Annotated in this window: 13 protein-coding genes; 10 read left to right on the top strand and 3 right to left on the bottom strand. The window is 73.7% G+C overall.

The window, feature by feature from the left end:
* Window positions 1-74 precede the first annotated feature (74 nt).
* The 3 genes from ACFVWD_RS28905 to ACFVWD_RS28895 are packed head-to-tail and all read left to right on the top strand — an operon-like array spanning window position 75 to window position 7,316.
* Complete coding sequence (locus tag ACFVWD_RS28905; protein WP_389600259.1) at window positions 75-3,527, top strand: FtsX-like permease family protein; 3,453 nt, start codon at window positions 75-77, stop codon at window positions 3,525-3,527.
* 1 nt (window position 3,528) lies between these two features.
* Window positions 3,529-6,309, top strand: coding sequence for an ABC transporter permease (locus ACFVWD_RS28900; protein ID WP_389600257.1), 2,781 nt, complete (start codon window positions 3,529-3,531; stop codon window positions 6,307-6,309).
* Window positions 6,306-7,316 carry an ABC transporter ATP-binding protein gene (locus tag ACFVWD_RS28895; RefSeq protein ID WP_389600255.1) on the top strand — a complete coding sequence of 337 codons (1,011 nt, stop codon included), beginning with the start codon at window positions 6,306-6,308 and terminating at the stop codon, window positions 7,314-7,316. Before ACFVWD_RS28900 ends, ACFVWD_RS28895 begins: the two co-directional genes overlap by 4 nt.
* Window positions 7,317-7,462: 146 nt before the next feature.
* Here ACFVWD_RS28895 and ACFVWD_RS28890 read toward each other — a convergent pair whose 3' ends face one another.
* The 3 genes from ACFVWD_RS28890 to ACFVWD_RS28880 all read right to left on the bottom strand — a co-directional run bounded on the left by ACFVWD_RS28890 (window position 7,463) and on the right by ACFVWD_RS28880 (window position 14,605).
* Window positions 7,463-8,923 carry a glutamate synthase subunit beta gene (locus ACFVWD_RS28890; protein WP_389600253.1) on the bottom strand — a complete coding sequence of 487 codons (1,461 nt, stop codon included), beginning with the start codon at window positions 8,921-8,923 and terminating at the stop codon, window positions 7,463-7,465.
* Window positions 8,916-13,508 carry a glutamate synthase large subunit gene (gene gltB, locus ACFVWD_RS28885; RefSeq protein WP_389600251.1) on the bottom strand — a complete coding sequence of 1,531 codons (4,593 nt, stop codon included), beginning with the start codon at window positions 13,506-13,508 and terminating at the stop codon, window positions 8,916-8,918. Before gltB ends, ACFVWD_RS28890 begins: the two co-directional genes overlap by 8 nt.
* 365 nt (window positions 13,509-13,873) lie before the next feature.
* Entirely contained in the window at window positions 13,874-14,605 is a 732-nt protein-coding gene (locus tag ACFVWD_RS28880) for a VIT1/CCC1 transporter family protein (RefSeq protein ID WP_389600250.1), read from the bottom strand.
* A 249-nt stretch (window positions 14,606-14,854) separates the two neighbouring features.
* On the opposite strand from ACFVWD_RS28880, the gene ACFVWD_RS28875 reads away from it, so the two are divergent.
* From ACFVWD_RS28875 to ACFVWD_RS28845, 7 genes are read left to right on the top strand one after another with little or no spacing between them, the layout of a single operon-like run.
* Entirely contained in the window at window positions 14,855-15,955 is a 1,101-nt protein-coding gene (locus tag ACFVWD_RS28875; protein WP_389600249.1) for an ADP-ribosylglycohydrolase family protein, read from the top strand.
* On the top strand, window positions 15,952-17,247 hold the full coding sequence (locus ACFVWD_RS28870; protein ID WP_389600247.1) for an ADP-ribosylglycohydrolase family protein: 1,296 nt from the start codon (window positions 15,952-15,954) through the stop codon (window positions 17,245-17,247). The genes ACFVWD_RS28875 and ACFVWD_RS28870 overlap by 4 nt, the downstream gene beginning before the upstream one ends.
* Window positions 17,248-17,254: 7 nt before the next feature.
* Window positions 17,255-18,415 carry an ADP-ribosylglycohydrolase family protein gene (locus ACFVWD_RS28865; protein WP_389600246.1) on the top strand — a complete coding sequence of 387 codons (1,161 nt, stop codon included), beginning with the start codon at window positions 17,255-17,257 and terminating at the stop codon, window positions 18,413-18,415.
* The gene (locus ACFVWD_RS28860) at window positions 18,415-19,788 is read left to right on the top strand and encodes an ADP-ribosylglycohydrolase family protein (RefSeq protein WP_389600244.1); all 1,374 of its coding nucleotides are present in this window, start codon (window positions 18,415-18,417) and stop codon (window positions 19,786-19,788) included. Before ACFVWD_RS28865 ends, ACFVWD_RS28860 begins: the two co-directional genes overlap by 1 nt.
* The gene (locus ACFVWD_RS28855) at window positions 19,785-20,531 is read left to right on the top strand and encodes a PfkB family carbohydrate kinase (protein ID WP_389600242.1); all 747 of its coding nucleotides are present in this window, start codon (window positions 19,785-19,787) and stop codon (window positions 20,529-20,531) included. Before ACFVWD_RS28860 ends, ACFVWD_RS28855 begins: the two co-directional genes overlap by 4 nt.
* Window positions 20,528-21,778: a CaiB/BaiF CoA transferase family protein gene (locus ACFVWD_RS28850; RefSeq protein ID WP_389600240.1), complete on the top strand. Its 1,251-nt coding sequence runs from the start codon at window positions 20,528-20,530 to the stop codon at window positions 21,776-21,778. Before ACFVWD_RS28855 ends, ACFVWD_RS28850 begins: the two co-directional genes overlap by 4 nt.
* Window positions 21,779-21,780: 2 nt before the next feature.
* Window positions 21,781-22,611 (top strand): HpcH/HpaI aldolase/citrate lyase family protein, encoded by an 831-nt coding sequence (locus ACFVWD_RS28845; RefSeq protein ID WP_389600328.1) that lies wholly within the window; start codon window positions 21,781-21,783, stop codon window positions 22,609-22,611.
* Window positions 22,612-22,674 lie beyond the last annotated feature (63 nt).

Here is a 22,674-nt window from a genome sequence, read left to right as displayed (position 1 = left end):
TGCCCAGAGCGGGAACCCCATGATATTCATGTCGGGTTGGCGAGGGGGTGGCTCGGCAATCGGGTGGGGGACGAGTGACGGGCTTCTTGTTGCTGCGCGTTCGGGCGCATCGGCTGCTGCTCGGCGCTGCCCTGCTCGCGGTGCTGCTGACCACCTCGGTGCTGGCCGCCCTCGCCGCGTTCTCCGCCTCGGTCGGGGACGCCGCGCTCCGACAGAACCTGAGCGGCCCGGCCGCGACCTCCGCCTCGCTCGTCATCGGCGCCGACGTGCCCCGCGGACGGGAGAAGGAGGCCCAGGACGCGGCGGTCCGCGGCGCGCGCAGGACCTTCGCCGGGCTTCCGGTGACCGTACGGACGTTGCGCAGCTCGGGGCCGTACGCGCTGCCCCGCTCCCTCCAGGGCAGCGATGCCCGCGCGGGGCAACCGGACCTCACCCACTTCGCCGCTCTTGACCGGTCGCGGATCAGGCTGGTCTCGGGCACACTGCCCGGCCCGGCGGCGCGCACCGCTCCCGTGCCCGTCGCGCTGCCCGAAGTCGCCGCCGACCGGCTGAACGTGCGTCCCGGAGCACGGATCGCGCTCACCGACCGGCTAGGCGGCGCGCCCCTGACGGTCCGGGTCACCGGCGTGTACCGGGTAGCCGACAGCGCGGATCCGTACTGGCAGCTGGACACCGTCGGCGGCCACGGGGTGCGCACCGTCGACTTCACCACCTACGGCCCGCTGCTCGCCGACCCGTCCGTCCTCGCCTCCCGCACCTCCGCGGGCACCACCGGGTGGGTGGCGACGGCCGACTACCGGAGCCTGACCACCGACGGCATCGACGCGCTGCGCGAGGCCTCGGCGCGCGAACCCGAAGCACTGGGCAGGAACCCGGCGCTCGGAGCGGGCGCGACCGTGCGGACGGCGCTGCCCGCCGTACTCGACCGGACCGGGCGGGCGCTGCTCGTGTCCCGGTCCACGCTGATGATCGTCTCCGTCCAGCTGGTGCTGCTCGCCGGGTACGCGCTGCTGCTGGTGGCCCGGCTGCTCGACACCGAGCGGGCGGGCGAGACCGATCTGCTGAAGGCGCGGGGTGCCTCGCGCCGCCGGATCACGGGCCTCGCCGCGCTGGAGGCGCTGCTGCTGGCCGTACCGGCGGCGGTGGGTGCCGCGCTGTTGTCCGGCCCGCTGGTGCGGCTGCTCGCCCGGTGGTCGTCCGTCGACCGGACCGGGGTGCGGCTCGGGGACGCTCCGGTGCTCCAGGTGTGGCTGGTCGCGGCCGGGGTCGCGGTGTGCTGTGCGGCGGCGGTCGTGGCGCCCGCGCTGGCCGCGACGTCGGGTGCGCCGCCCCGGCTGCGTCGGGTGCGGGCCGCGGCGGGCGCGGCGCCGGTGCGGGCGGGTGCCGACGTGGGGCTGCTGTTGCTCGCGGCGGTGGCGTACTGGCAACTCGACCGGCAGACCGGCTCGTTCGGTGGCGGCGCGCTCAGCCGCGACCGGGCGGGCGATCTGGGCGTCGATCCGCTGCTGGTCGCGGCGCCCGCGCTGGCACTGCTGGCCGGCACGGTGCTGACGCTGCGGCTGCTGCCGCTGGGGGCGCGGCTCGCGGAGCGGCGCGCCGCGAGCGGGCGGGGCCTTCCCGCGGCGCTGGCGGGCTGGCAGTTCAGCCGGCGTCCGCTGCGCGGGGCGGGGCCGGTGCTGCTGCTGGTCCTGGCCGTGACGACCGGGATGCTGGCGATCGGGCAGAGCGCTTCGTGGCAGCGGTCGCAGGGCGACCAGGCGGACTTCGGGACGGGCGCTTCCGTACGGGTGCTGGACGGCAGGCCGGGCAGCCCGGGCCAGACCGGTCTGTACGCCGCGCTGCCCGGGGTACGGGACGCCGCTCCCGCCTACCGCGCCACCACGGACCTCTCCGGCGGCCGTAGGGCGACGGTGCTCGCTCTGGACACGGCGCACGCCGGGGAGGGGATGCTGATGCGCGGCGACCTCGGCGACGAGCCCGTGGAGCGGCTGCTGCGGGGTCTCGCGCCTCGGGAGAAGGCGGCCGGGCCCTCGGTGTCGCTGCCCAAGGGCACCCGGCGGCTCGCGCTCGATCTGCGGATCACCGACGAGACGGCGGCAACGGGCGGGGGTACGAGGGCGGGCGGGGGTACGAGGGCGGGCGAGGGGACGAAGACGGGGCGTTCCCCTTCCGGACTCGCGCCCCTGGTCACCGTCGTCGTCGAGGACGGCTACGGCATCGCGTACCGGCTGAACGCCGGGAAGATACCCGTCGACGGGCGGGTCCACCGGGTCACCCTCGACCTGGACGTGTCGGCTTCGGGCGCCCGCGCCACGCCGGCCGGGCCACTGCGGCTGACCGGGCTGCAGCTCGACGGCACGGTTCCCGCGGGCGATCCCGAACAGCACCGGCTGACCGTCGTACGGATGCTGTCCACGGGCCCCGACGGGACCGCCCGCGCGGTCGCGGTGCCCGCCGGGGTGAGCTGGCGGGGCAGCAGGACCGAGACGGCGGACGGAGCGGCGCACCCGTCGACGGCCCTGCGTCCGGCCGCCTCGAAGACGGCGCCGTTGACGGTCACGTACGGGACGGGCGCCGCGCCCGGGAGCGACGAGTCGCCCTCCGGTCCGCCGGAGTTCACCGTCCGCCTCGACGCCGCGCGGGCCACGCCCCCGGCACGGATCGCGGCCGTCGCCACCCGGGCCTTTCTGCGCGCGGCCGGGACCGAGCCGGGCGAGAGCATCGACGTGACGCTGGACGGGGAGCGGCTGCGGGTGACGATCGTGCGGTCGGTGAGCGAGCTGCCGACGACCGGGGCGGGCACGGCCTGGGCCGGGGCCACCGCGGACGCGGCGGCGGACGGGGGCGCGGCGGGAGCGTCGGACGAGGGCGGGGCGGAAGTGGCGGACGGGGGCGCGCTGTTGCTGGATCTGCGCGCCGTGAACGCCGTGTTCGCGCAGCGCGCACGCGCTCCGCTCGCACCCGCCGAATGGTGGCTGAGCACCGCCCCCGGCGGGGCCGCGAAGGTGGCGGCCGCGCTGCGGGCCCGCCCCGACGTCGAGCCGGACCAGGTGCTCGTACGGGACGAGGCCGCGGACCGGCTGCTGGGCGACCCGCTCGGCGCCGGGCCCCGCGCGGCGCTGATGGCGGTGGCGGTGGCCGCCGCGGCCCTCGCCGCGGGCGGCTTCGCGGTGAGCACCGCAGGCTCCCGGCGCGAGCGGTCCGCGGAGTTCGCCGTGCTCCGGGCCCTGGGCGCGGGCCGCCGGGAACTCGCCCGGCTGGTCGCCGTGGAGCAGGGCCTGCTGATCGGGGCCGGTCTGCTCGCCGGTCTCGGCCTCGGCACCGTCCTGACCCGGGCCGTCGTCCCCCTGATCGTGCTGACCCCGGGGGCCGCGCGGCCGGTCCCCCGCGTCCTCGTCGAACTCCCGGTGTCCCAGGTGGCGCTGCTCCTCGTGGGCGTCGCGGCCCTGCCCCTGCTGATCAGCGCCGCGACGGCGGTGCGCCGCGCCGACCCGGCGGTCGCGCTCCGCCACCAGGGGGACAGCTGAGATGGCGTGGTGGAGGCAGCGCACGGAGCGCGGTGTGGCGCCCTGGGTGCGGACGCGGCTGCGGACCGCCCCCGGGGCGGCCGTCGCGTTCGGAGTGCTCGTGCTGGTCACGGCGTTCCTCGCGGCGGCGCTGCCGCGGGCCCTTGACGCGTATGAGACGAAAGGGCTGCGGCAGGAGATCGCCGGGGCGCCCCCGGCCGCCACCTCGGTGGAACTGAGCGCGCCGCAGCCGGGGTTGGAGATCGCGCGGTCCACCCGGGAGAAGGCGGTGCGGCCCCCGGCACTCGCGGCCGTCCGACGCGCGGCGCTGGCCAGGCTGCCCGCGCCGCTGCGGGCGGACACGACGGAGTCGGCCTACGGGGTGCGGACCTCCAAGAGCCTCGTCGGACTGAATCACTGGCTGCCGGTGATCGACGCGCCGCCCCGTTTCACGCTGGCCGCGCAGTCGGAACTCGCCGCCCACTCCATCGTGCGCGGCGGACGGCTCCCCATCGCCGCCGGGGACCTGACGGCGGACACCAGGAAGGTCGAGGCCGCCGTGACCGAGGCGACCGCCCGGACGCTGCGGCTGCGGGTCGGTTCCGTCATCGACGTGGACGGCTTCGGGGGCGCGCCGCTGGTCGTGCGGATCACCGGGATCGTGGAGCCCCGGCATCCGCAGGGCGGCTACTGGTCCGCGGAGCCGGTCCTGCGCACCCCGGGCGTGGCCGCGGACCCGTCCCTCCCGCCGCAGTTCTACTGGGAGGCGGGCCTCCTGCTGGCGCCCGGCGCCGCCCCGGTGCTCCTCGGCAGCCAGGGGCAGCCGGAGCTGTACTGGCGGTTCGCCCCCGCCACCGGAGGGCTCACCGCACAGGACGTCCCGGGGCTCGTCTCCCGGATCGCCTCCCTCGAAGGCGGGCCCGAGCTGCTGCGGATGCGCGAGATCGCCGGGAGCACCGCGACCGTCGCTACCGACCTGGAGACGGTCGTCGGCTCCTACACGACGACCCGCGCGGCGATCACGCCCGTCGTGGCGGTCGCAGCGTTCGGGATCGGCGCGGTCGCCGCCGTCGTCCTGGTCATGGCCGGCGGGCTGGTCGCCGTCCGCCGGGCCACCGAACTCGCCCTGCTGCGCGCGCGGGGCGGCTCGCTGCGCGGGATCGCCGGACGGCTCCTCGCCGAGACCGCGGTCGTGGCGGTGCCCTCGGCCGCCGCCGGTCTGCTGCTCGCCGTACTCACCGTCGACGAGGCCCGGCTCCTGCCCGCCGTGCTCGGGGCGTCCGCCGTCGCGCTCCTCGCCTGTGCCGTACTGCCGGTGCGGGCGGTCGTGGCGCACCGCAGGCCGCGGGCGCACGCGGAGCGCGACGATCTCGCCCACGTCAGGCCCGGCAGGCGCCGCACGGTCGCCGAACTCACCGTGCTGGTGCTGGCCGTCGGCTCGGTCGTGGCGCTGCGGCGGCGCGGCGCGTCCAGCGCGGGCGACCTGCTGGTGAGCGCCGCTCCGGTCCTGGTCGGGCTGATCGCGGCGCTGGTGCTCGTACGGCTGTATCCGCTGCCCCTGCGGTGGGCAGCCCGCCCGGCCGCGCGAGGGCGCGGGGTGGTCGGTTTCCTGTCGCTGGCCCGCGCGGGACGCTCCTCGACGGTGGGCGTCGCGCTGCCTCTGCTGGCAGTGTTGCTGGCCCTGACGACGGCGGCGTTCGGGGGTTCCGTGCTCGCCGGGGTGTCCGACGCCCGGGACCGGGCCGCGCTGCTGGCGACCGGCGCGGACGCGCGGATCGCGGGGCCGGGTGAGGTGACGCCGCTCCCGGCGGGCGTGGCAGGGGCGGTACGGAAGGTCGCGGGCGTACGTGGGGTGACGGCCGTGCAGATCGAGCGCACGGCGGAGCTCACCTCCGGCGGGGCAGGGGCGAAGGAGGGCCTGACGCTGATCGGGGTCGAGCCGGCGTCGTACGCCCGGCTGGCCCGGCAGACGGGCCTCGGGGCCTTCCCCGCCGACGTGTTGACGCCGAAGGGGACGTCAGAGGGTGTACGGACAGGGGGTGTGCTGAACGCCGTCGCCTCCCCCGGTCTCGCCAGGCGCCTGGGCCACGCACCGCGTCGGATCACGTCCCTCGCCGGTGACGTCACCGTCCGGATCGCCGCCGTACGCTCCCGCACGCCCGCCGCCCCCGGCGCCGACTTCCTGCTGGTCGACGCCGCGGGCCTCGAACACTCCGATCCGACGACGCTGCTGGTGACCGGTGCCACGCTCGACGCACCGGCGCTGCGGACGGCCGTGCGCGGCGCCGGGAAGGGCCTCTCCGTGACCTTGCGCGGCGAGCAACGGGTGGCGCTCTCCGATGCGCCGTTGCAGGCGGGCGCCGAGCGGATCTACACCACGGCCGCCCTGGCCGGTGCGGGGTACGCCGTACTCGCCCTGCTGCTCTCCCTCCTTCAGTCCGCGCCGGAACGGGCCGCGCTGCTGGCCCGGCTGCGCACCATGGGCCTCACGCCCCGCCAGGGCCGTCGGCTGCTCAGCCTGGACGCGCTGCCCCAGGCGCTGCTCGCGGCCTCGGGCGGGATCCTCACCGGCTGGGCCACGGTCCGGCTGCTCGCCCCCGGCATCGACCTGGAACGTCTCGCGCTGGCCGGCGCGGCGGGCCGCGTGCCGGTGGTCGGCGCGTCGCTGCGTACCGACGTGTGGTCGCTGCTCCTGCCCGCGGCGGGCACCGTGCTGCTGGCGTGGGCGGTGGCCGTCGCGCAGGCCTGGTGGGCGGGGCGCCGTACGTCGATCACCGAACTCAGGACAGGAGGCATGCGATGACCCGTGCGACGACCTCGCGGACGAGCCTGGCGGAGCTGGAGCATCGGGCGGCGGCACGCCGCGACCGGCCCGCGTACGGGCGGGACGCTCTGATCGCCTGCGACCGGCTGGTCCGCATCTTCTCAGGCCGGGCGGCCGGGGGCGACTCCCCTGGGCGCGGCGGCTCCGCCGGGGTGGAGGTACAGGCCCTCCAGGGACTCGATCTGCTGGTCCAGGAAGGCGAGTTGATGGCTCTGGTCGGCGCCTCGGGAAGCGGCAAGTCGACCCTGATGAACATCCTCGCCGGCCTCGACGTGCCCACCGCGGGCGCCGCGCGGGTCGCGGGCCGCGATCTGCTCACCATGAACGCGAAGGACCGGCTGCGCTACCGCCGTGAGGTGGTCGGTTTCGTCTGGCAGCAGACGGCCCGCAATCTCCTCCCCTATCTGACGGCGGCCCAGAACGTGGCGCTGCCCATGCAGTTGAAGGGCGGGCGGGGCCTCGGGAAGCGGCGGGCCGAGCGGGCGCGGGAACTGCTCGCGATGCTCGGCGTCGCCGACTGCCACGGCCGCCGTCCGCCGCAGATGTCCGGCGGGCAGCAGCAGCGGGTAGCGATCGCCGTGGCCCTCGCCAACTCGCCGTCCGTGCTGCTCGCCGACGAGCCGACCGGCGAGCTGGACTCGGCCACCGGCGCAGAAGTCTTCGCGGCGTTCCGCCGGGCCAACGAGGAGCTGGGCACGACGATCGTGATCGTCACGCACGACCAGGCGGTCGCCGGGGAGGTCCGGCGCGCGGTCGCGATCCGTGACGGCCGTACCTCGACGGAGGTGCTGCGCCGCACGGAGGTCGACGCGGAGGGCCAGGAGTCCCTGGTGGCACGGGAGTTCGCGACGCTGGACCGGGCAGGCCGGCTCCAGCTGCCCGCCGAGTACACCGCGGCCCTCGGCATGGAGGACCGGGTGATGCTGGAACTGGAGCAGGACCACATCGGGGTGTGGCCGGACGACACCGGGCGCCCGGCCGGCTGAGACCGCCACCACGACGCCCCACCACCCGCCACCGCCCGGCCTGCTGACGACGCACCACGGCGCCCACCACCGTCCGGTCGGGGACAAGGCAGGCGCCGCGTTCAGTTCCGTACGCCGTTGTACGGGACGTTTGTTGGGGTGGAGCGTCAGACCATCAGCGAGCGGTCCGTCGGGCGGATCGGCGCCGGCAGATCGCTGGCCCCGGTCAGGAAGCGGTCGACCCCGCGGGCGGCCGAGCGGCCCTCCGCGATGGCCCACACGATCAACGACTGGCCGCGGCCGGCGTCACCGGCGACGTACACGCCGGGCACGTTGGTCGCGAACTCGGCGTCGCGGGCGATGTTGCCGCGCGCGTCGAGCTCCAGGCCGAACTGGGAGACGACGCCGTTCTCGACGTCGGTGCCGGTGAAGCCCATGGCCAGCGTGACCAGCTGGGCGGGGATCTTGCGCTCCGTGCCCGGCTTCTGGTTCAGCTTGCCGTCGACGAACTCGACCTCGGCGAGGTGCAGCCACTGGACGTTGCCGTCCTCGTCGCCCTCGAAGTGGGTCGTGGAGACCGAGTAGACGCGGTCGCCGCCCTCCTCGTGCGCGGAGGTGACCTTGTAGAGCATCGGGAACGTCGGCCAGGGCTGGCCCGGGTTCCGCTCCTCGCCGGGCTGCGGCATGATCTCCAGCTGCGTGACCGAGGCAGCGCCCTGGCGGTGGGCGGTTCCCACGCAGTCCGCGCCGGTGTCGCCGCCGCCGATGACCACGACGTGCTTGCCCTCGGCCGTGATCGGGGGCGCCACGTAGTCGCCCTCCTGGACCTTGTTGGCCAGCGGCAGGTACTCCATGGCCTGGTGGATGCCCTTGAGCTCGCGGCCGGGGACCGGGAGGTCACGAGCGGTCGTCGCACCGGCGGCGATGACCACGGCGTCGTACCGCTTGCGCAGGTCCGTCGCCTTGAGGTCGCGGCCGATCTCGATGCCGGTGCGGAAGCGGGTGCCCTCCGCGCGCATCTGCTCGATGCGACGGTTGATGTGCCGCTTCTCCATCTTGAACTCGGGGATGCCGTAGCGCAGCAGGCCGCCGACGCGGTCGGCACGCTCGTACACGGCGACCGTGTGACCCGCCCGGGTGAGCTGCTGGGCGGCGGCCAGGCCCGCCGGGCCCGAGCCGATGACCGCGACGGTCTTGCCCGACAGGCGCTCGGGGATCTGCGGGGCGACATCGCCCGTGTCCCACGCCTTGTCGATGATCGAGACCTCGACGTTCTTGATGGTCACGGCGGGCTGGTTGATGCCGAGCACACACGCCGACTCGCAGGGAGCGGGGCACAGGCGGCCCGTGAACTCCGGGAAGTTGTTCGTGGCGTGCAGACGCTCGGACGCGGCCCCCCAGTCCTCGCGGTAGGCGTAGTCGTTCCACTCGGGGATCAGGTTCCCCAGCGGACAGCCGTTGTGGCAGAACGGGATCCCGCAGTCCATGCAACGGCTGGCCTGCTTGGAGATGATCGGGAGCAGTGAGCCCGGAACGTAGACCTCGTTCCAGTCCTTGACGCGCTCCGCGACGGGGCGGGTCCTGGCGACCTCGCGGCCGTGGTTCAGAAAGCCCTTGGGATCAGCCATTGGTCGCCGCCTCCATCATCTTCTCGGTGATCTCGGACTCGGGGAGTCCGGCTCGCTCGGCGGCGTCCTTGGCGGCGAGCACTGCCTTGTACGTGCTGGGGATGATCTTGCTGAAGCGCTCGACCGCGGTGTCCCACTCGGCCAGAAGCTTCTCGGCGACGGTCGAGCCGGTCTCCTCCTGGTGGCGGCGCACCACGTCGTGCAGCCACTGCTTGTCGGTGTCGTCGAGGGCCTCGACGGCGCCCACGTTGCCGGCGTTGACGTTGTCGCGGTTCAGGTCGACGACGTACGCGATGCCGCCGGACATGCCGGCCGCGAAGTTGCGGCCCGTCTCGCCGAGGACGACCGCGTGGCCGCCGGTCATGTACTCGCAGCCGTGGTCACCCACGCCCTCGGAGACCACCGTCGCGCCGGAGTTGCGGACGCAGAAGCGCTCGCCGGTGCGGCCGCGCAGGAAGAGCTCGCCGCCCGTCGCACCGTACGCGATGGTGTTGCCCGCGATGGTCGAGTACTCGGCGAGGTGGTCGGCGCCCCGGTCGGGACGGACGATCACCCGGCCGCCGGAGAGGCCCTTGCCGACGTAGTCGTTGGCGTCGCCCTCCAGGCGCAGCGTGACACCGCGCGGCAGGAAGGCGCCGAAGGACTGGCCCGCGGAGCCGGTGAAGGTGATGTCGATGGTGTCGTCGGGCAGGCCCCCGCCACCGAACTTCTTCGTCACCTCGTGGCCGAGCATGGTGCCGACCGTGCGGTTGATGTTGCGGATCGCGACCTGGGCGCGCACCGGCTGGGCGTCGGCCTCGGTGTTCGCGGCCAGCGCGTCGGCGGCGAGCTTGATCAGCTCGTTGTCGAGCGCCTTCTCCAGACCGTGGTCCTGGGCGACGACCTGGTGGCGCACCGCGCCCTCGGGCAGCTCGGGCACATGGAAGAGCGGGGACAGGTCCAGGCCCTGCGCCTTCCAGTGGGTGATCGCCCGCTCCACGTCGAGGTTCTCGGCGTGGCCGACGGCCTCCTCGATCGTGCGGAAGCCGAGCTCGGCGAGGATCTCGCGGACCTCTGCGGCGATGAACTTGAAGAAGTTCACGACGTACTCGGCCTTGCCGGCGAAGCGGTCGCGCAGCACCGGGTTCTGGGTGGCGATGCCGACCGGGCAGGTGTCCAGGTGGCAGACGCGCATCATGACGCAGCCGGAGACGACGAGCGGCGCGGTCGCGAAACCGAACTCCTCGGCGCCGAGCAGCGCGGCGATGACGACGTCACGGCCGGTCTTCAGCTGGCCGTCGGTCTGCACGACGATACGGTCGCGCAGGCCGTTGAGCAGCAGCGTCTGCTGGGTCTCGGCGAGGCCGAGCTCCCAGGGGCCGCCCGCGTGCTTCAGCGAGGTCAGCGGGGAGGCGCCCGTACCGCCGTCGTGGCCGGAGATGAGCACCACGTCCGCGTGCGCCTTGGAGACACCCGCGGCGACCGTGCCGACACCGACCTCGGAGACCAGCTTCACGTGAATCCGCGCCTGCGGGTTCGCGTTCTTGAGGTCGTGGATCAGCTGGGCCAGGTCCTCGATGGAGTAGATGTCGTGGTGCGGGGGCGGGGAGATGAGGCCCACGCCCGGGGTGCTGTGCCGGGTCTTGGCGACCCAGGGGTAGACCTTGTGGCCGGGCAGCTGGCCGCCCTCGCCGGGCTTGGCGCCCTGCGCCATCTTGATCTGGATGTCGTCGGCGTTGACCAGGTACTCCGACGTGACGCCGAAGCGGCCGGAGGCGACCTGCTTGATCGACGAGCGGCGGGCCGGGTCGTAGAGCCGGTCCGCGTCCTCGCCGCCCTCACCGGTGTTGGACTTGCCGCCCAGCTGGTTCATGGCGATGGCGAGGGTCTCGTGCGCCTCCTTGGAGATGGAGCCGTACGACATGGCGCCGGTGGAGAAGCGCTTGACGATCTCGCTCACCGGCTCGACCTCGTCGATCGAGATCGGCTGCCGGTCGGACTTGAAGCCGAACAGGCCGCGGAGCGTCATCAGGCGCTCGGACTGCTCGTTCACCCGGTCCGTGTACTTCTTGAAGATGTCGTAGCTGCCGGAGCGCGTCGAGTGCTGGAGGCGGAAGACCGTCTCCGGGTCGAACAGGTGCGGCTCACCCTCGCGGCGCCACTGGTACTCGCCGCCTATGTCGAGGGCCCGGTGCGCCGGGGCGATGCCGGAGGCCGGGTAGGCCTTGGCGTGCCGCGCCGCGACCTCCTTGGCGATGACGTCGAGACCGGCGCCGCCGATCTTGGTGGCCGTGCCGTTGAAGTACTTCTCGACGAAGGCCTGGTCCAGGCCGACGGCCTCGAAGACCTGGGCGCCGCGGTAGGAGGCGACGGTCGAGATGCCCATCTTGGACATGACCTTGAGGACGCCCTTGCCGAGCGCGTAGATCAGGTTGCGGATGGCCTGCTCGGCCTCGATGCCGGTCAGGAAGGTGTCGGCGCGGACCAGGTCCTCGACCGACTCCATCGCCAGGTACGGGTTGACCGCGGCGGCGCCGAAGCCGATGAGGAGGGCCACGTGGTGGACCTCGCGGACGTCGCCCGCCTCGACCAGCAGGCCCACCTGGGTGCGCTGCTTGGTGCGGATGAGGTGGTGGTGGACGGCCGCGGTGAGCAGCAGCGAGGGGATCGGCGCGTGCTCGGCGTCGGAGTGCCGGTCCGACAGGACGATCAGACGGGCGCCGTTCTCTATGGCGGCGTCGGCCTCCGCGCAGATCTCCTCGATCCGCGCGGCGAGGGAGTCGCCGCCACCGCTGACCCGGTAGAGACCGGACAGGGTCGCGGCCTTCATGCCCGGCATGTCGCCGTCGGCGTTGATGTGGATGAGCTTGGCCAGCTCGTCGTTGTCGATCACCGGGAAGGGCAGGGTGACGCTACGACAGGACGCGGCCGTGGGCTCCAGCAGGTTGCCCTGCGGTCCCAGTGAGGAGCGCAGCGAGGTGACAAGCTCCTCGCGGATCGCGTCCAGCGGCGGGTTGGTGACCTGCGCGAACAGCTGGGTGAAGTAGTCGAAGAGCAGGCGCGGGCGCGCGGAGAGGGCCGCGATCGGCGAGTCCGTGCCCATGGAGCCCAGCGGCTCACCGCCGGTGTTGGCCATCGGCGCGAGGATGATGCGCAGCTCTTCCTCGGTGTAGCCGAAGGTCTGCTGGCGGCGGGTGACCGAGGCGTGGGTGTGCACGATGTGCTCGCGCTCGGGGAGGTCGGAGAGCTCGATCTCGCCGGCTTCCAGCCACTCCGCGTACGGCTTGTCGGCGACGAGGGCTGCCTTGATCTCGTCGTCCTCGATGATGCGGTGCTCGGCGGTGTCGACGAGGAACATCTTGCCGGGCTGGAGGCGGCCCTTGCGGACGACCTTCGCGGGGTCGATGTCGAGGACGCCGACCTCGGAGCCGAGGACGACGAGGCCCTCGTCCGTGACCCAGTAGCGGCCGGGGCGCAGACCGTTGCGGTCGAGGACCGCGCCGACCTGGGTGCCGTCGGTGAAGGTGACACAGGCCGGGCCGTCCCAGGGCTCCATCATCGTGGAGTGGAACTGGTAGAAGGCGCGGCGGGCCGGGTCCATGGAGTCGTGGTTCTCCCACGCCTCCGGGATCATCATCAGCACGGAGTGCGGGAGCGAGCGGCCGCCGAGGTGGAGGAGTTCGAGCACCTCGTCGAAGGAGGCGGAGTCGGACGCGTCGGGCGTGCAGATCGGGAAGATCCGCTCCAGGCCCTTGTCACCGAAGAGATCGGAGACCAGCTGGGACTCGCGCGCCTGCATCCAGTTGCGGTTGCCCTTGACCGTGTTGATCTCGCCGTTGTGCGCGACGAAGCGGTACGGGTGGGCGAGCGGCCAGCTCGGGAAGGTGTTGGTGGAGAACCGGGAGTGCACGAGCGCGATCGCGGAGGCGAAGCGGCGGTCGGACAGGTCCGGGAAGAAGGGCTCCAGCTGGCCGGTGGTCAGCATGCCCTTGTAGACGATGGTGCGCGCGGAGAGCGACGGGAAGTACACGCCGGCCTCGCGCTCGGCGCGCTTGCGCAGCACGAACGCCTTGCGGTCGAGCTCGATGCCGGTCGAGACGCCGTCCGTGACGAAGATCTGGCGGAAGGCGGGCATCGTGGAGCGGGCGGTGGCGCCGAGCAGTTCGGGGGCGACCGGGACCTCGCGCCAGCCGAGGACGGTCAGGCCCTCCTCGGCGGCGATCGTCTCGATCTGTGAGACGACATCCTCGATGCCGTCCTCGGGCAGGAAGGCGATGCCGACCGCGTACGCGCCGGCCGCGGGCAGCTCGAATTCGGCCACCTCACGGAAGAACGCGTCGGGGACCTGGGACAGGATGCCCGCGCCGTCGCCCGAGTCGGGCTCGGCGCCGGTGGCACCCCGGTGCTCCAGGTTGCGCAGCACGGTGAGCGCCTGCTCGACCAGCGCGTAGCTCGCCTCACCGGTGAGGGTGGCCACGAAGCCGACGCCACAGGCGTCGTGCTCGTTGCGGGGGTCGTACATACCCTGCGCGGCAGGGCGAGCATCCATGAAGGACCAGTTCTGGCCATTCGTGGAGTGCTGGGACGGCTGGCGCGGCGAACGCATCGGCTCTCCCGTCGTCGTCGTGGCATATGCATGTGCCGAGGGACGACGTTGGCCCTCTGCTTGGGGGTGCAAAATTTCGTGCAGGTTACATGATGGAATGGTTCTCGGGAACCGGATACTCCGTTCCAACATGCGGACACCGGTGGGTGGCGTGGGGGTACCGCGCACGACGGTGGAGTCAAGGGGACCTAAGCGGACAGATCAGTGTCCGCGGGTCCGGGGTACGGCGGGCAACGTCACCCACCGCACTGAAGCGGCGCAGGCCTCATTGCCCGCAGCGCTTACGGCTCATTCCCAGTGGTTAAGCGATCGAAACCAGGGAGTAACGGCTACTTATGCAGTCCCTTGCATAAGTGCGCGAGATCTCATCCTACGGCGGTACCGAACAGGCTGCCCAGGACGTATGTCACACCCGCCGCGGCACCCCCGAGCGCGAGCTGCCGGATTCCGCTGTACCACCAGGTTCGAGCCGTCACCCGGGCCACGATCGCGCCGCACGCGAAGAGCCCGATCAGCGCGAGCAGCAGCGCTGGCCACAGGACGGTCGCGCCGAGCAGATACGGCAGTACGGGGAGCAGGGCGCCCAGGGCGAAGGAGCCGAAGCTCGACACGGCGGCGACGGCCGGGGAGGGCAGGTCGCCCGGGTCGATGCCGAGCTCTTCGCGGGCGTGTATCTCCAGGGCCTGCTCGGGGTCGCGCGAGAGCTGCTTGGCCACTTCGCGGGCGAGTTCGGAATCGACGCCGCGCGACTCGTACAGCGCGGCGAGCTCGCGCTCCTCGTCCTGCGGATGCTTTCTCAACTCACTTCGCTCGACGTCGAGTTCGGCCTGGACGAGTTCACGCTGCGAGGCGACGGAGGTGTACTCGCCGGCGGCCATGGAGAAGGCGCCTGCCGCCAGGCCCGCGAGCCCGGTGATGACGATCGTCTGGTGGGAGACGGACCCGCCGGCGACGCCGGTCATCAGGGCGAGGTTGGACACGAGCCCGTCCATCGCGCCGAACACGGCCGGGCGCAGCCATCCGCCGTTCACGTCCCGGTGGGTGTGGTTGTCGCGGTGCGCCTCGTGCAGCGTCGCCTCGGTGTCGATGATGGACATACCGGTCCCCCAGGATCCGTCGATTGGACTGTTTCTACTTTTCGACAACCACGAAGCTACGCTTGGAATTTCTTCTCCGCCAGCAAGGAAAGGCTGGGCTAACCTGCGGTTTTTCCCTCAGGTGCTCATCCGTGAAGGATCATGCACAGATGTCGACCGGGTGAATGAGGAGTCGCGGACGGCTCTCCCCGCCCCCTCCCGTGGGACACATCCCCAAAGGGCTCTGCGCCCTGAGAGGAGAGGCACCGTATGGCTTCCATCGCCTGCATTCCCTCCGTCCCGGCATCCGGGGACTCGGCCGCTCTGCGCGAGCGGGCCCGCGGCGCGCTGCTCGGCCTCGCCGTCGGGGACGCGCTGGGCGCGCCCGCCGAGAACATGAGGCCGTCGCAGATCCGCGCGAAGTGGGGACGGATCACGGGGTACGTCGCCGAGCACCCGGCCGGGACGGACGACACGGAGTACGCGATCTTCTCGGGGCTGCTGCTGGCCCGGCACGGTTCGGCGCTCACCGTGACGCATGTCGAGGCCGCCTGGCACCAGTGGATCGCCGACCGCGACGAGGGGCCGTTCCGGGGCGCCGGATTCAGCGAGCGCGGCACCCTGGAGAACCTGCGCCGGGGACTCGCGGCCCCCATCTCGGCCCAGCACCGGCACGCCTGGAGCGACGGTCTGGCGATGCGCGCGGCCCCCTTCGGCGTCTTCGCGGCGGGGCGCCCTGCGGAGGCGGCCCGGCTGGTGGCGATCGACGGCTCGGTGAGCCACGAGGGCGAGGGCATCTACGGCGGCCAGGCGGTCGCGGCGGGGGTCGCGGCGGCGATGGCGGGCGCGGCCACGATCGCGGTGGTCGCCTCCGCGCTCGCGGTGATCCCGGACGACTCCTGGACGGCCCGCTCCCTGCGCCGGGCGGTGGCCGTCGCCCACCGAGGGGAACGGGCGGTCCGCTCGGCGGTCGTCATCGGCGGCTACCCCTGGACGGACCTGGCCCCGGAGGCCGTCGCCCTCGCCTTCGGCGCGTACGCCGCCGCCGACGGCGACTTCACCGAGTCCGTCCTCACCGCCGTCAACATGGGCCGCGACGCCGACACCACGGCCGCGGTGGCGGGCGCGCTGGCCGGGGCGACCGGGGGCGCCGCCGCGATCCCGGCGGACTGGGCGGCGGCGATCGGCCCGGCACGCGGCAGCTGCCTGCCCTCCATGGCGGGCCACCACGTACTGGACGTGGCGGAACTGCTCACATCGGGGGACGACGGGAAGTGGGGGACCGGGAGCACGGAGCCTCCGCCCCCCGACCCGTACGCCCTCACGAGCGACTGCATCCTCGCCGACGACGATGACGAGGTGCAGCCATGAGACCCGGCCTGGTGGGCGACGAACCCGGCACGGGATCGGCCTCGGCACCGGAAACCGGGGGATCGATCTCGATCTGCGACATCGGGGACCCACCCCCGACGTCCGACACCGGGGACTCCCCCTCGACGGATGCGGACCCCCGTACGGAGCGGGGCGCCGCCCCCGTACTCACCTCGCACCCCCGCCGGATCGAGGGCCTCCTGCTCGGGCTCGCCGCGGGCGACGCCGCCGGCTGGCCCGCCGGCCGACACCGCGCGGCCCGGATGCCCGAGTGGACCCGGCGGCTGACCCGCGAGCTGGACACCTTCGCGGAGCAGAACGCGACGACGACCCTGCCCGTGCCCATCGCGCTCAACCAGCCGCCGGAACCCCTGCGGCTCGGCCCGTCGGACGACGCGGAATGGGCGGCGTTCGCGGCGGAGGCCGTGCTGCGCGCCGGGGACCGCAGCGCGCTCGGCGACCTGAGCCGGGAACGCCGGATGCGGGCGTCCATCGACCTGTCCTGGAACGCCGTCGCCAGCGAGGTCGCCGCGGCCGCCGAGCGCGCCCCCGAGGTCGAGTCCGCGCTGCTCCCCCTGCGCGCCCGGATCTCCGTACGGGCGGGCCTGGGCAACCTCGCCACCGGGCTGCGCCCGCCCGCCACCGGCCACGACAACCCGCACTACTTCGACGACGCGGCCTGCGTACGGGCCTGTGTGCTCGCCGTGGCGCACCCGGGCGACCCCCGACTCGCCGCGGAACTCGCCGAGTTCGACGCCCGCTACACCCAGGACGGCGACGGGGTGCACGGCGCCCGCGCGATGGCCGCGGCCCTCGCGCTCGCCCTCGCCGGAGCCGACGTCGACGCCTGCGCGGACGCCGCCCTCGCCGAGCTCCCCGAGTCGACGGAGATCGGCCGCAACGCCCGGCACGCACTGCGGCTCGCCCGCGCCAGCGAGGACACCTTCGCCCTGGTCCCCCTCCTGGAACACCAGATCGTCGACCACGTCTACAGCTACGGCATCGCGGCGGCGGAGACCGTGCCGGTCGCCCTCGCCCTGGCCACGGCCGCACGCGGCCGGATCGCGGAGGCGGTGCCCGCCGCCGCCTGTCTGTCCCGGGTCGCGGACTCGGCCCCGGCCCTCGCGGGCGCGCTCACCGGCGCGCTGGGCGGCGGCGCCACGATCCCGGCCTCCTGGCGCGACGCCTGCCGCGTCCTGTCCGGCTGCGCGCTGCCCCGGCTCACGGGCACGGATCTGATCGGACTCGCCGACCTCCTGGAAGCGACGGAACTGGCCACCCCAGAGGGATGATTCGGGCATGACGCCCAAAGGAGAAGGAACGGGAACCCTCGACGAACGCATCACCGGAGCCCTCGTCGGAGCCGCCGTCGGCGACGCGCTCGGCGGCCCCGTCGAGGGCTACACCCCCGAGCAGATCGTCGAACGGCACGGCGGCCGGATCCACGGCATCGTCGGCCCCTGGAACGGCGACGCCTGGCGCACCGCCCGCCCCATCGCCCCGTACCACAAGGGCGACGGACACGTCACCGACGACACCCTGATGACCCATGCGCTGGTACGCGTGTACGCCACCGTCCGCGACCACCTCGACGCGTACGCCGTCGCCGAGCACCTGGTCCCCGACCTCATGACGGGCCCGCGCTGGATCCCGGAACTGGAGGCCGAGGCCATCCCTCTCCAGCGGATCTTCCTCGCGGAGAAGTGGCTGGTGGCCCGCCTGCACTACGGCCATGTGGACCCCCGGGAAGCCGGTACCGGCAACATCGTCAACTGCGGCGCCGCGATGTACATGGCGCCGGTCGGCCTGGTCAACGCGGCCGACCCGGCGGGCGCGTACGCCGAGGCGCTCGACATCGCGGGTGCCCACCAGTCGTCGTACGGACGGGAGGCGGCGGGCGTCTTCGCGGCGGGGGTGGCGGCGGCGTGCGCGCCCGGGGCGAGCCCGGACTCGGTCGTCGCGGCCTGCCTGTCCCTCGCGAAGGACGGCACCCGGTCGGCGATCGAGGCGGTCTGCGAAGTCGCCGCCCGGCACACGGACTTCGAGTCGGCGCTGATCCCGCTCCGCGAGGCGGTGACCCCCTACGACACGGTCGGCCCCGACTACCGTTCCCCCTCCCTCGCCGCCCGCCGCCCCTCCCGTCTCCACGCGATCGAGGAACTCCCCGTCGCCCTGGGCATGTTGGTGGTCTCCGGCGGCGACTACCGGCACGCGGTCCTCGGCTCGGTGAACTACGGCCGCGACTGCGACTCCATCGCCACCATGTCCGGCGCCCTCGCCGGTGCCCTCGGCTCCGAGGTCCCCCACGACTGGGCCAAGACGGTCGCCGAGTCCAGCCGCCTGGACCTGCACGCCCCGGCGACCACCCTCACCGGGGTGACCCGCGAGATCTTCGCCCGTGACGTGGGCCGTCGCCGCGCCCACGAGTCGGCGTACGCCGAGCTGACGGGGACCCCGTGATGCTCCGACTGACCTGGGTCCAACCGGAGGACCTCCTCGGCCACGAGCTCGCCCAGGCCCATCAGGACGGCCGGGCACCGGAGGCGATCGCCGCCCGCTGGCACGCGGCGGGCGGCCCAGAGGCCCCACCGCGCGCGGGTGCGTCCGCGACTGCGGCCTCGCGCTACCTGCGCGCACTGGCGGAAGACCTCCTGGACGAACTGGCGGAGCTGCCCGGCAAGTCGGCGGACACAGAGCCGACGGACCTGGGACGGATCAGGGCCCACTGCCCGAACTGGCCCGCCCGACCGGTGCCCACCCCAGCCCCCACCCAGGCCCACCTGGAAGCCGCCTGGCTGGGCAGAGCAGTCGGCTGCCTCCTTGGCAAACCGGTGGAGAAGCTCCCCCTCGACGGCATCCGCCAACTGGCCCGGGCCGCCGGAAACTGGCCCCTGCACACCTGGTTCACCGCCCGGGGCGTACCCGACGACCTCCTCCGGGCCCACCCCTGGAACAGACGCTCCGCCCCCACCTCCCTCGCCGAGAACATCGACGGCATGCCCGAGGACGACGACCTCAACTACCCCCTCCTGAACCTCCTGTTGCTCCAGCGATACGGCAGGGGCTTCACGACCGCCGACGTGGCCCGCCTCTGGCTGGACGAGCTCCCCGCCGGCCGCACGTTCACCGCCGAACGCATCGCCTACCGCAACCTCCTCACCGGCATCGAACCCCCGCACACGGCCCGCCACCGCAACCCCTTCCGCGAATGGATCGGCGCCCTGATCCGCGCCGACGTCCACGGCTGGACCCACCCGGGCGATCCGGCCGCCGCCGCGGAAGCGGCCCACCGGGACGCCACCCTCACCCACACCGCGAACGGCGTGTACGCGGCGATGTTCACGGCGGCCACCATCGCCGAGGCCGCCACCGGCCGCGCCGACATCCACGCCTGCCTGCGCACCGGCCTCACCGTCGTGCCCCCCGCCTCCCGCCTGGCCGAGGCCATCCGCCACGCCGTCCACCTCGCCCGCACCACCGAGGACTTCGACACGGTCGTCGACGCACTGCACACCACCCACCGCGTCTACCACTGGGTCCACGCCCTCCCCAACACCGCCCTGATCGCCGCCGCCCTCACCCACGCGGACGGCGACTTCTCCGGCTCCATCTGCCGTGCGGTGTCCGGCGGCTGGGACACCGACTCCAACGGCGCGACGGCGGGCAGCGTCGCGGGCCTCCTCACCGGCACCCCCGCCGCGCTCCCCGACCGCTGGACCACCCCCCTCAAGAACCGCCTCGCCACCTCCGTCGCCGACTTCGACGGCATCGGCTTCGACACCCTCGCCCAGCTGACCCACCAGCTCACGCACCGGGAGACCCGTCACCCATGACCCATATCGCCGTGCTCGGCAGCACGAACATGGACCTCGTCTCGTACGTCGCGAAGGCCCCGCAGCGCGGAGAGACCGTGACGGGACGGGAGTTCCGTACGATCCCTGGTGGCAAGGGCGCGGGCCAGGCGGTCGCCGCGGCCCACGCGGGCTCCGACGTCTCGATGATCGGCGCGGTGGGCGCCGACGCGCTGCTGCTCCAGCTGGAGATCCCGCCGGCCGCCGGCCGCGCGGGCGCCGAGGCCGCGCGCCGCCACGGCGTCCGGACCATCCTGACCCCCTCCCCCGTACAGTCCCTGCCGCCCGAACTCCTCGCCTCCGTCGACCTGTTGGTGCCCAACGAGCACGAGGCCGCCGCGCTCACCGGCCTCACCGACCCCCGCGACGCGGTCACCGCCCTGCTCGACCAGGTACCGGAAGTCGTGGTCACCCTGGGCGCGGCGGGCAGTCTGTACGCGACCCGCGGCGCCGAACCCCTCACCGTGCCAGCGCCCCGGGTCACCGCCGTGGACTCGACCGGCGCGGGTGACATCTTCGTCGGCACCCTCGCGGATGGGGGTCCCCCCGCTCGAGCGAAGCCGAGAGTGGGGGAGCTCGCCGAGGGCCGGCCGATGTGCGCCGCCCTCGCGTGGGCCTCGGCGGCGGTGCCCCTGTCGGTGCAGCGCGCCGGCGCCTCGTCCTCGATGCCGTACCGCTCCGAGATCGACGCCCAGGCCGCCTCGAACACCCGGCACACCTCATGAGCGGGCATACGGGCGACAAGGCGGGGACGGAACGCGGTCCGCTCACCGAGCCGGGGACGAGTCGCGGGCCGCTCACCGGGCTACGCGTCCTCGACCTCGCCACCCTGTTCGCCGGACCGCTCGCCGCCACCATGCTCGGCGACTTCGGCGCGGAGGTCGTCAAGGTCGAGCACCCGGCCAAGCCCGACCCCTCCCGGGGCCACGGCCCGTCGAAGGACGGCATCGGCCTGTGGTGGAAACTCCTCGGCCGCAACAAACGCACCATCACCCTCGACCTGTCCAGGCCCGGCGGCCGCGCCACCCTGCTGCGCCTCGCCGACACCGCGGACGTGATCATCGAGAACTTCCGGCCCGGCACCCTGGAGAGGTGGGACCTGGGCTGGCCGGAGCTGTCGGCCGCCAATCCCCGCCTCGTCCTCGCCCGTGTGACCGCCTTCGGCCAGTTCGGCCCGTACGCGCACCGCCCCGGCTTCGGCACGCTCGCCGAGGCCATGAGCGGCTTCGCGGCGATCACCGGCGAACCGGACTCCCCGCCGACCCTCCCGCCCTTCGGCCTGGCCGACTCGATCGCGGGCCTGGCGACGGCGTACGCCGTCATGGCCGCGCTCCGCGCCCGCGACGCTTCGGGCCGTGGCCAGGTGGTCGACATGGCGATCATCGAGCCGATCCTCACCGTGCTCGGCCCACAGCCGCTCTGGTACGACCAGTTGGGCCACGTCCAGCCCCGCACCGGCAACCGCTCCGCGAACAACGCGCCCCGCAACACCTACCGCACGGCGGACGGCTCCTGGGTCGCCGTCTCGACCTCCGCCCAGTCGATCGCCGAGCGGCTGATGCGGCTGGTCGGACGCCCGGAGCTGATCGAGGAACCGTGGTTCGCGACGGGCGCCGACCGGGCCCGCCACGCGGACGTCCTGGACGAGGCGGTGGGCACCTGGATCGCCCGCCACCGCCGCGACGAGGTCCTGGACGCCTTCGAGAAGGCGGAGGCGGCGGTGGCCCCGGTCCAGGACGTACGGGATGTGATGGAGGACCCGCAGTACGCGGCCCTGGACACGATCACCACCGTCGCGGACCCCGAACTCGGCCCCCTGCGCATGCAGAACGTGCTCTTCAGGCTCTCCGCCACCCCCGGCGCCATCCGCTGGGCGGGCCGCCCCCACGGCGCCGACACGGACGCCGTCCTCACCGAACTCGGCCTGTCCGAGGCCGAGATCACCACCCTCAGATCGGAAGGCGCCCTGTGAGGATCCCGGCCCTCCCGCTCACCTGGCTCTACGCCCCCGGAGACCGCCCGGAGGTGGTGGCCAAGGCCCTAGTCTCCGGCGCGGACGTCGTCCTGATCGACCTGGAGGACGCGGTCGCCCCGCACCGCAAGAAGTACGCCCTCGCCGCCACCGCCGAGTTGCTCTCGGACCCTCCCCCGGTCCCGGTCCACGTCCGCGTGAACGCGCTGGACGGTCCCCTCGCCGAGGCGGACCTGACGACGCTCGCCCCGCTCCCCGGCCTCTCCGGCCTCCGGCTGCCCAAGGTGACCTCCCCCGCCGATGTCGTCCGGGTCGCGGAACGCTCGGCCCCCTCCGAGGGAGGCGCGATCCCCCTGTACGCCCTCCTGGAATCCGCCCTCGGTGTCGAACACGCCTTCACCATCGCCGCGGCCCATCCGGCGGTGCGCGGCATCGGACTGGGGGAGGCGGATCTACGGGCCGACCTGGGCGTACGGGAGGACGCGGGCCTGGACTGGGCCCGCGCCCGGATCGTGGTAGCCGCCCGGGCCGCCGGCCTCGCGCCGCCCACGCAGTCGATCTACCCGGACATCCGGGACCTCGAAGGCCTGGCCGCCTCCTGCGCCCACGGGCGCACCCTGGGCTTCCTCGGCCGCGCGGCCATCCACCCCCGCCAGCTCCCGGTGATCGAACACGCCTATCTCCCGACGCCGGCCGAGGTCGAGACCGCCGAGCTCATCGTCAAGGCCGCCGCCACCGAGCCGGGCGCCCAGGCCCTGCCCGACGGCCGGTTCGTCGACGCGGCGGTCGTGGCGGGCGCCCGCCGCACGCTGGCGCTGTCCCGCCGGAAATGAGCGCAGGGGGGGGGGGGCGGGGGGGGCGCGCGCGCCCCCCCCCCCCCACCACACGGACAAAGG

It is taken from the genome of Streptomyces sp. NPDC058086 (genome assembly GCF_042885015.1).
Classification (GTDB): domain Bacteria; phylum Actinomycetota; class Actinomycetes; order Streptomycetales; family Streptomycetaceae; genus Streptomyces.
The sequence above is the reverse complement of the archived record's forward strand: the minus strand, read 5'-3'. Positions and strand labels throughout refer to the sequence as shown.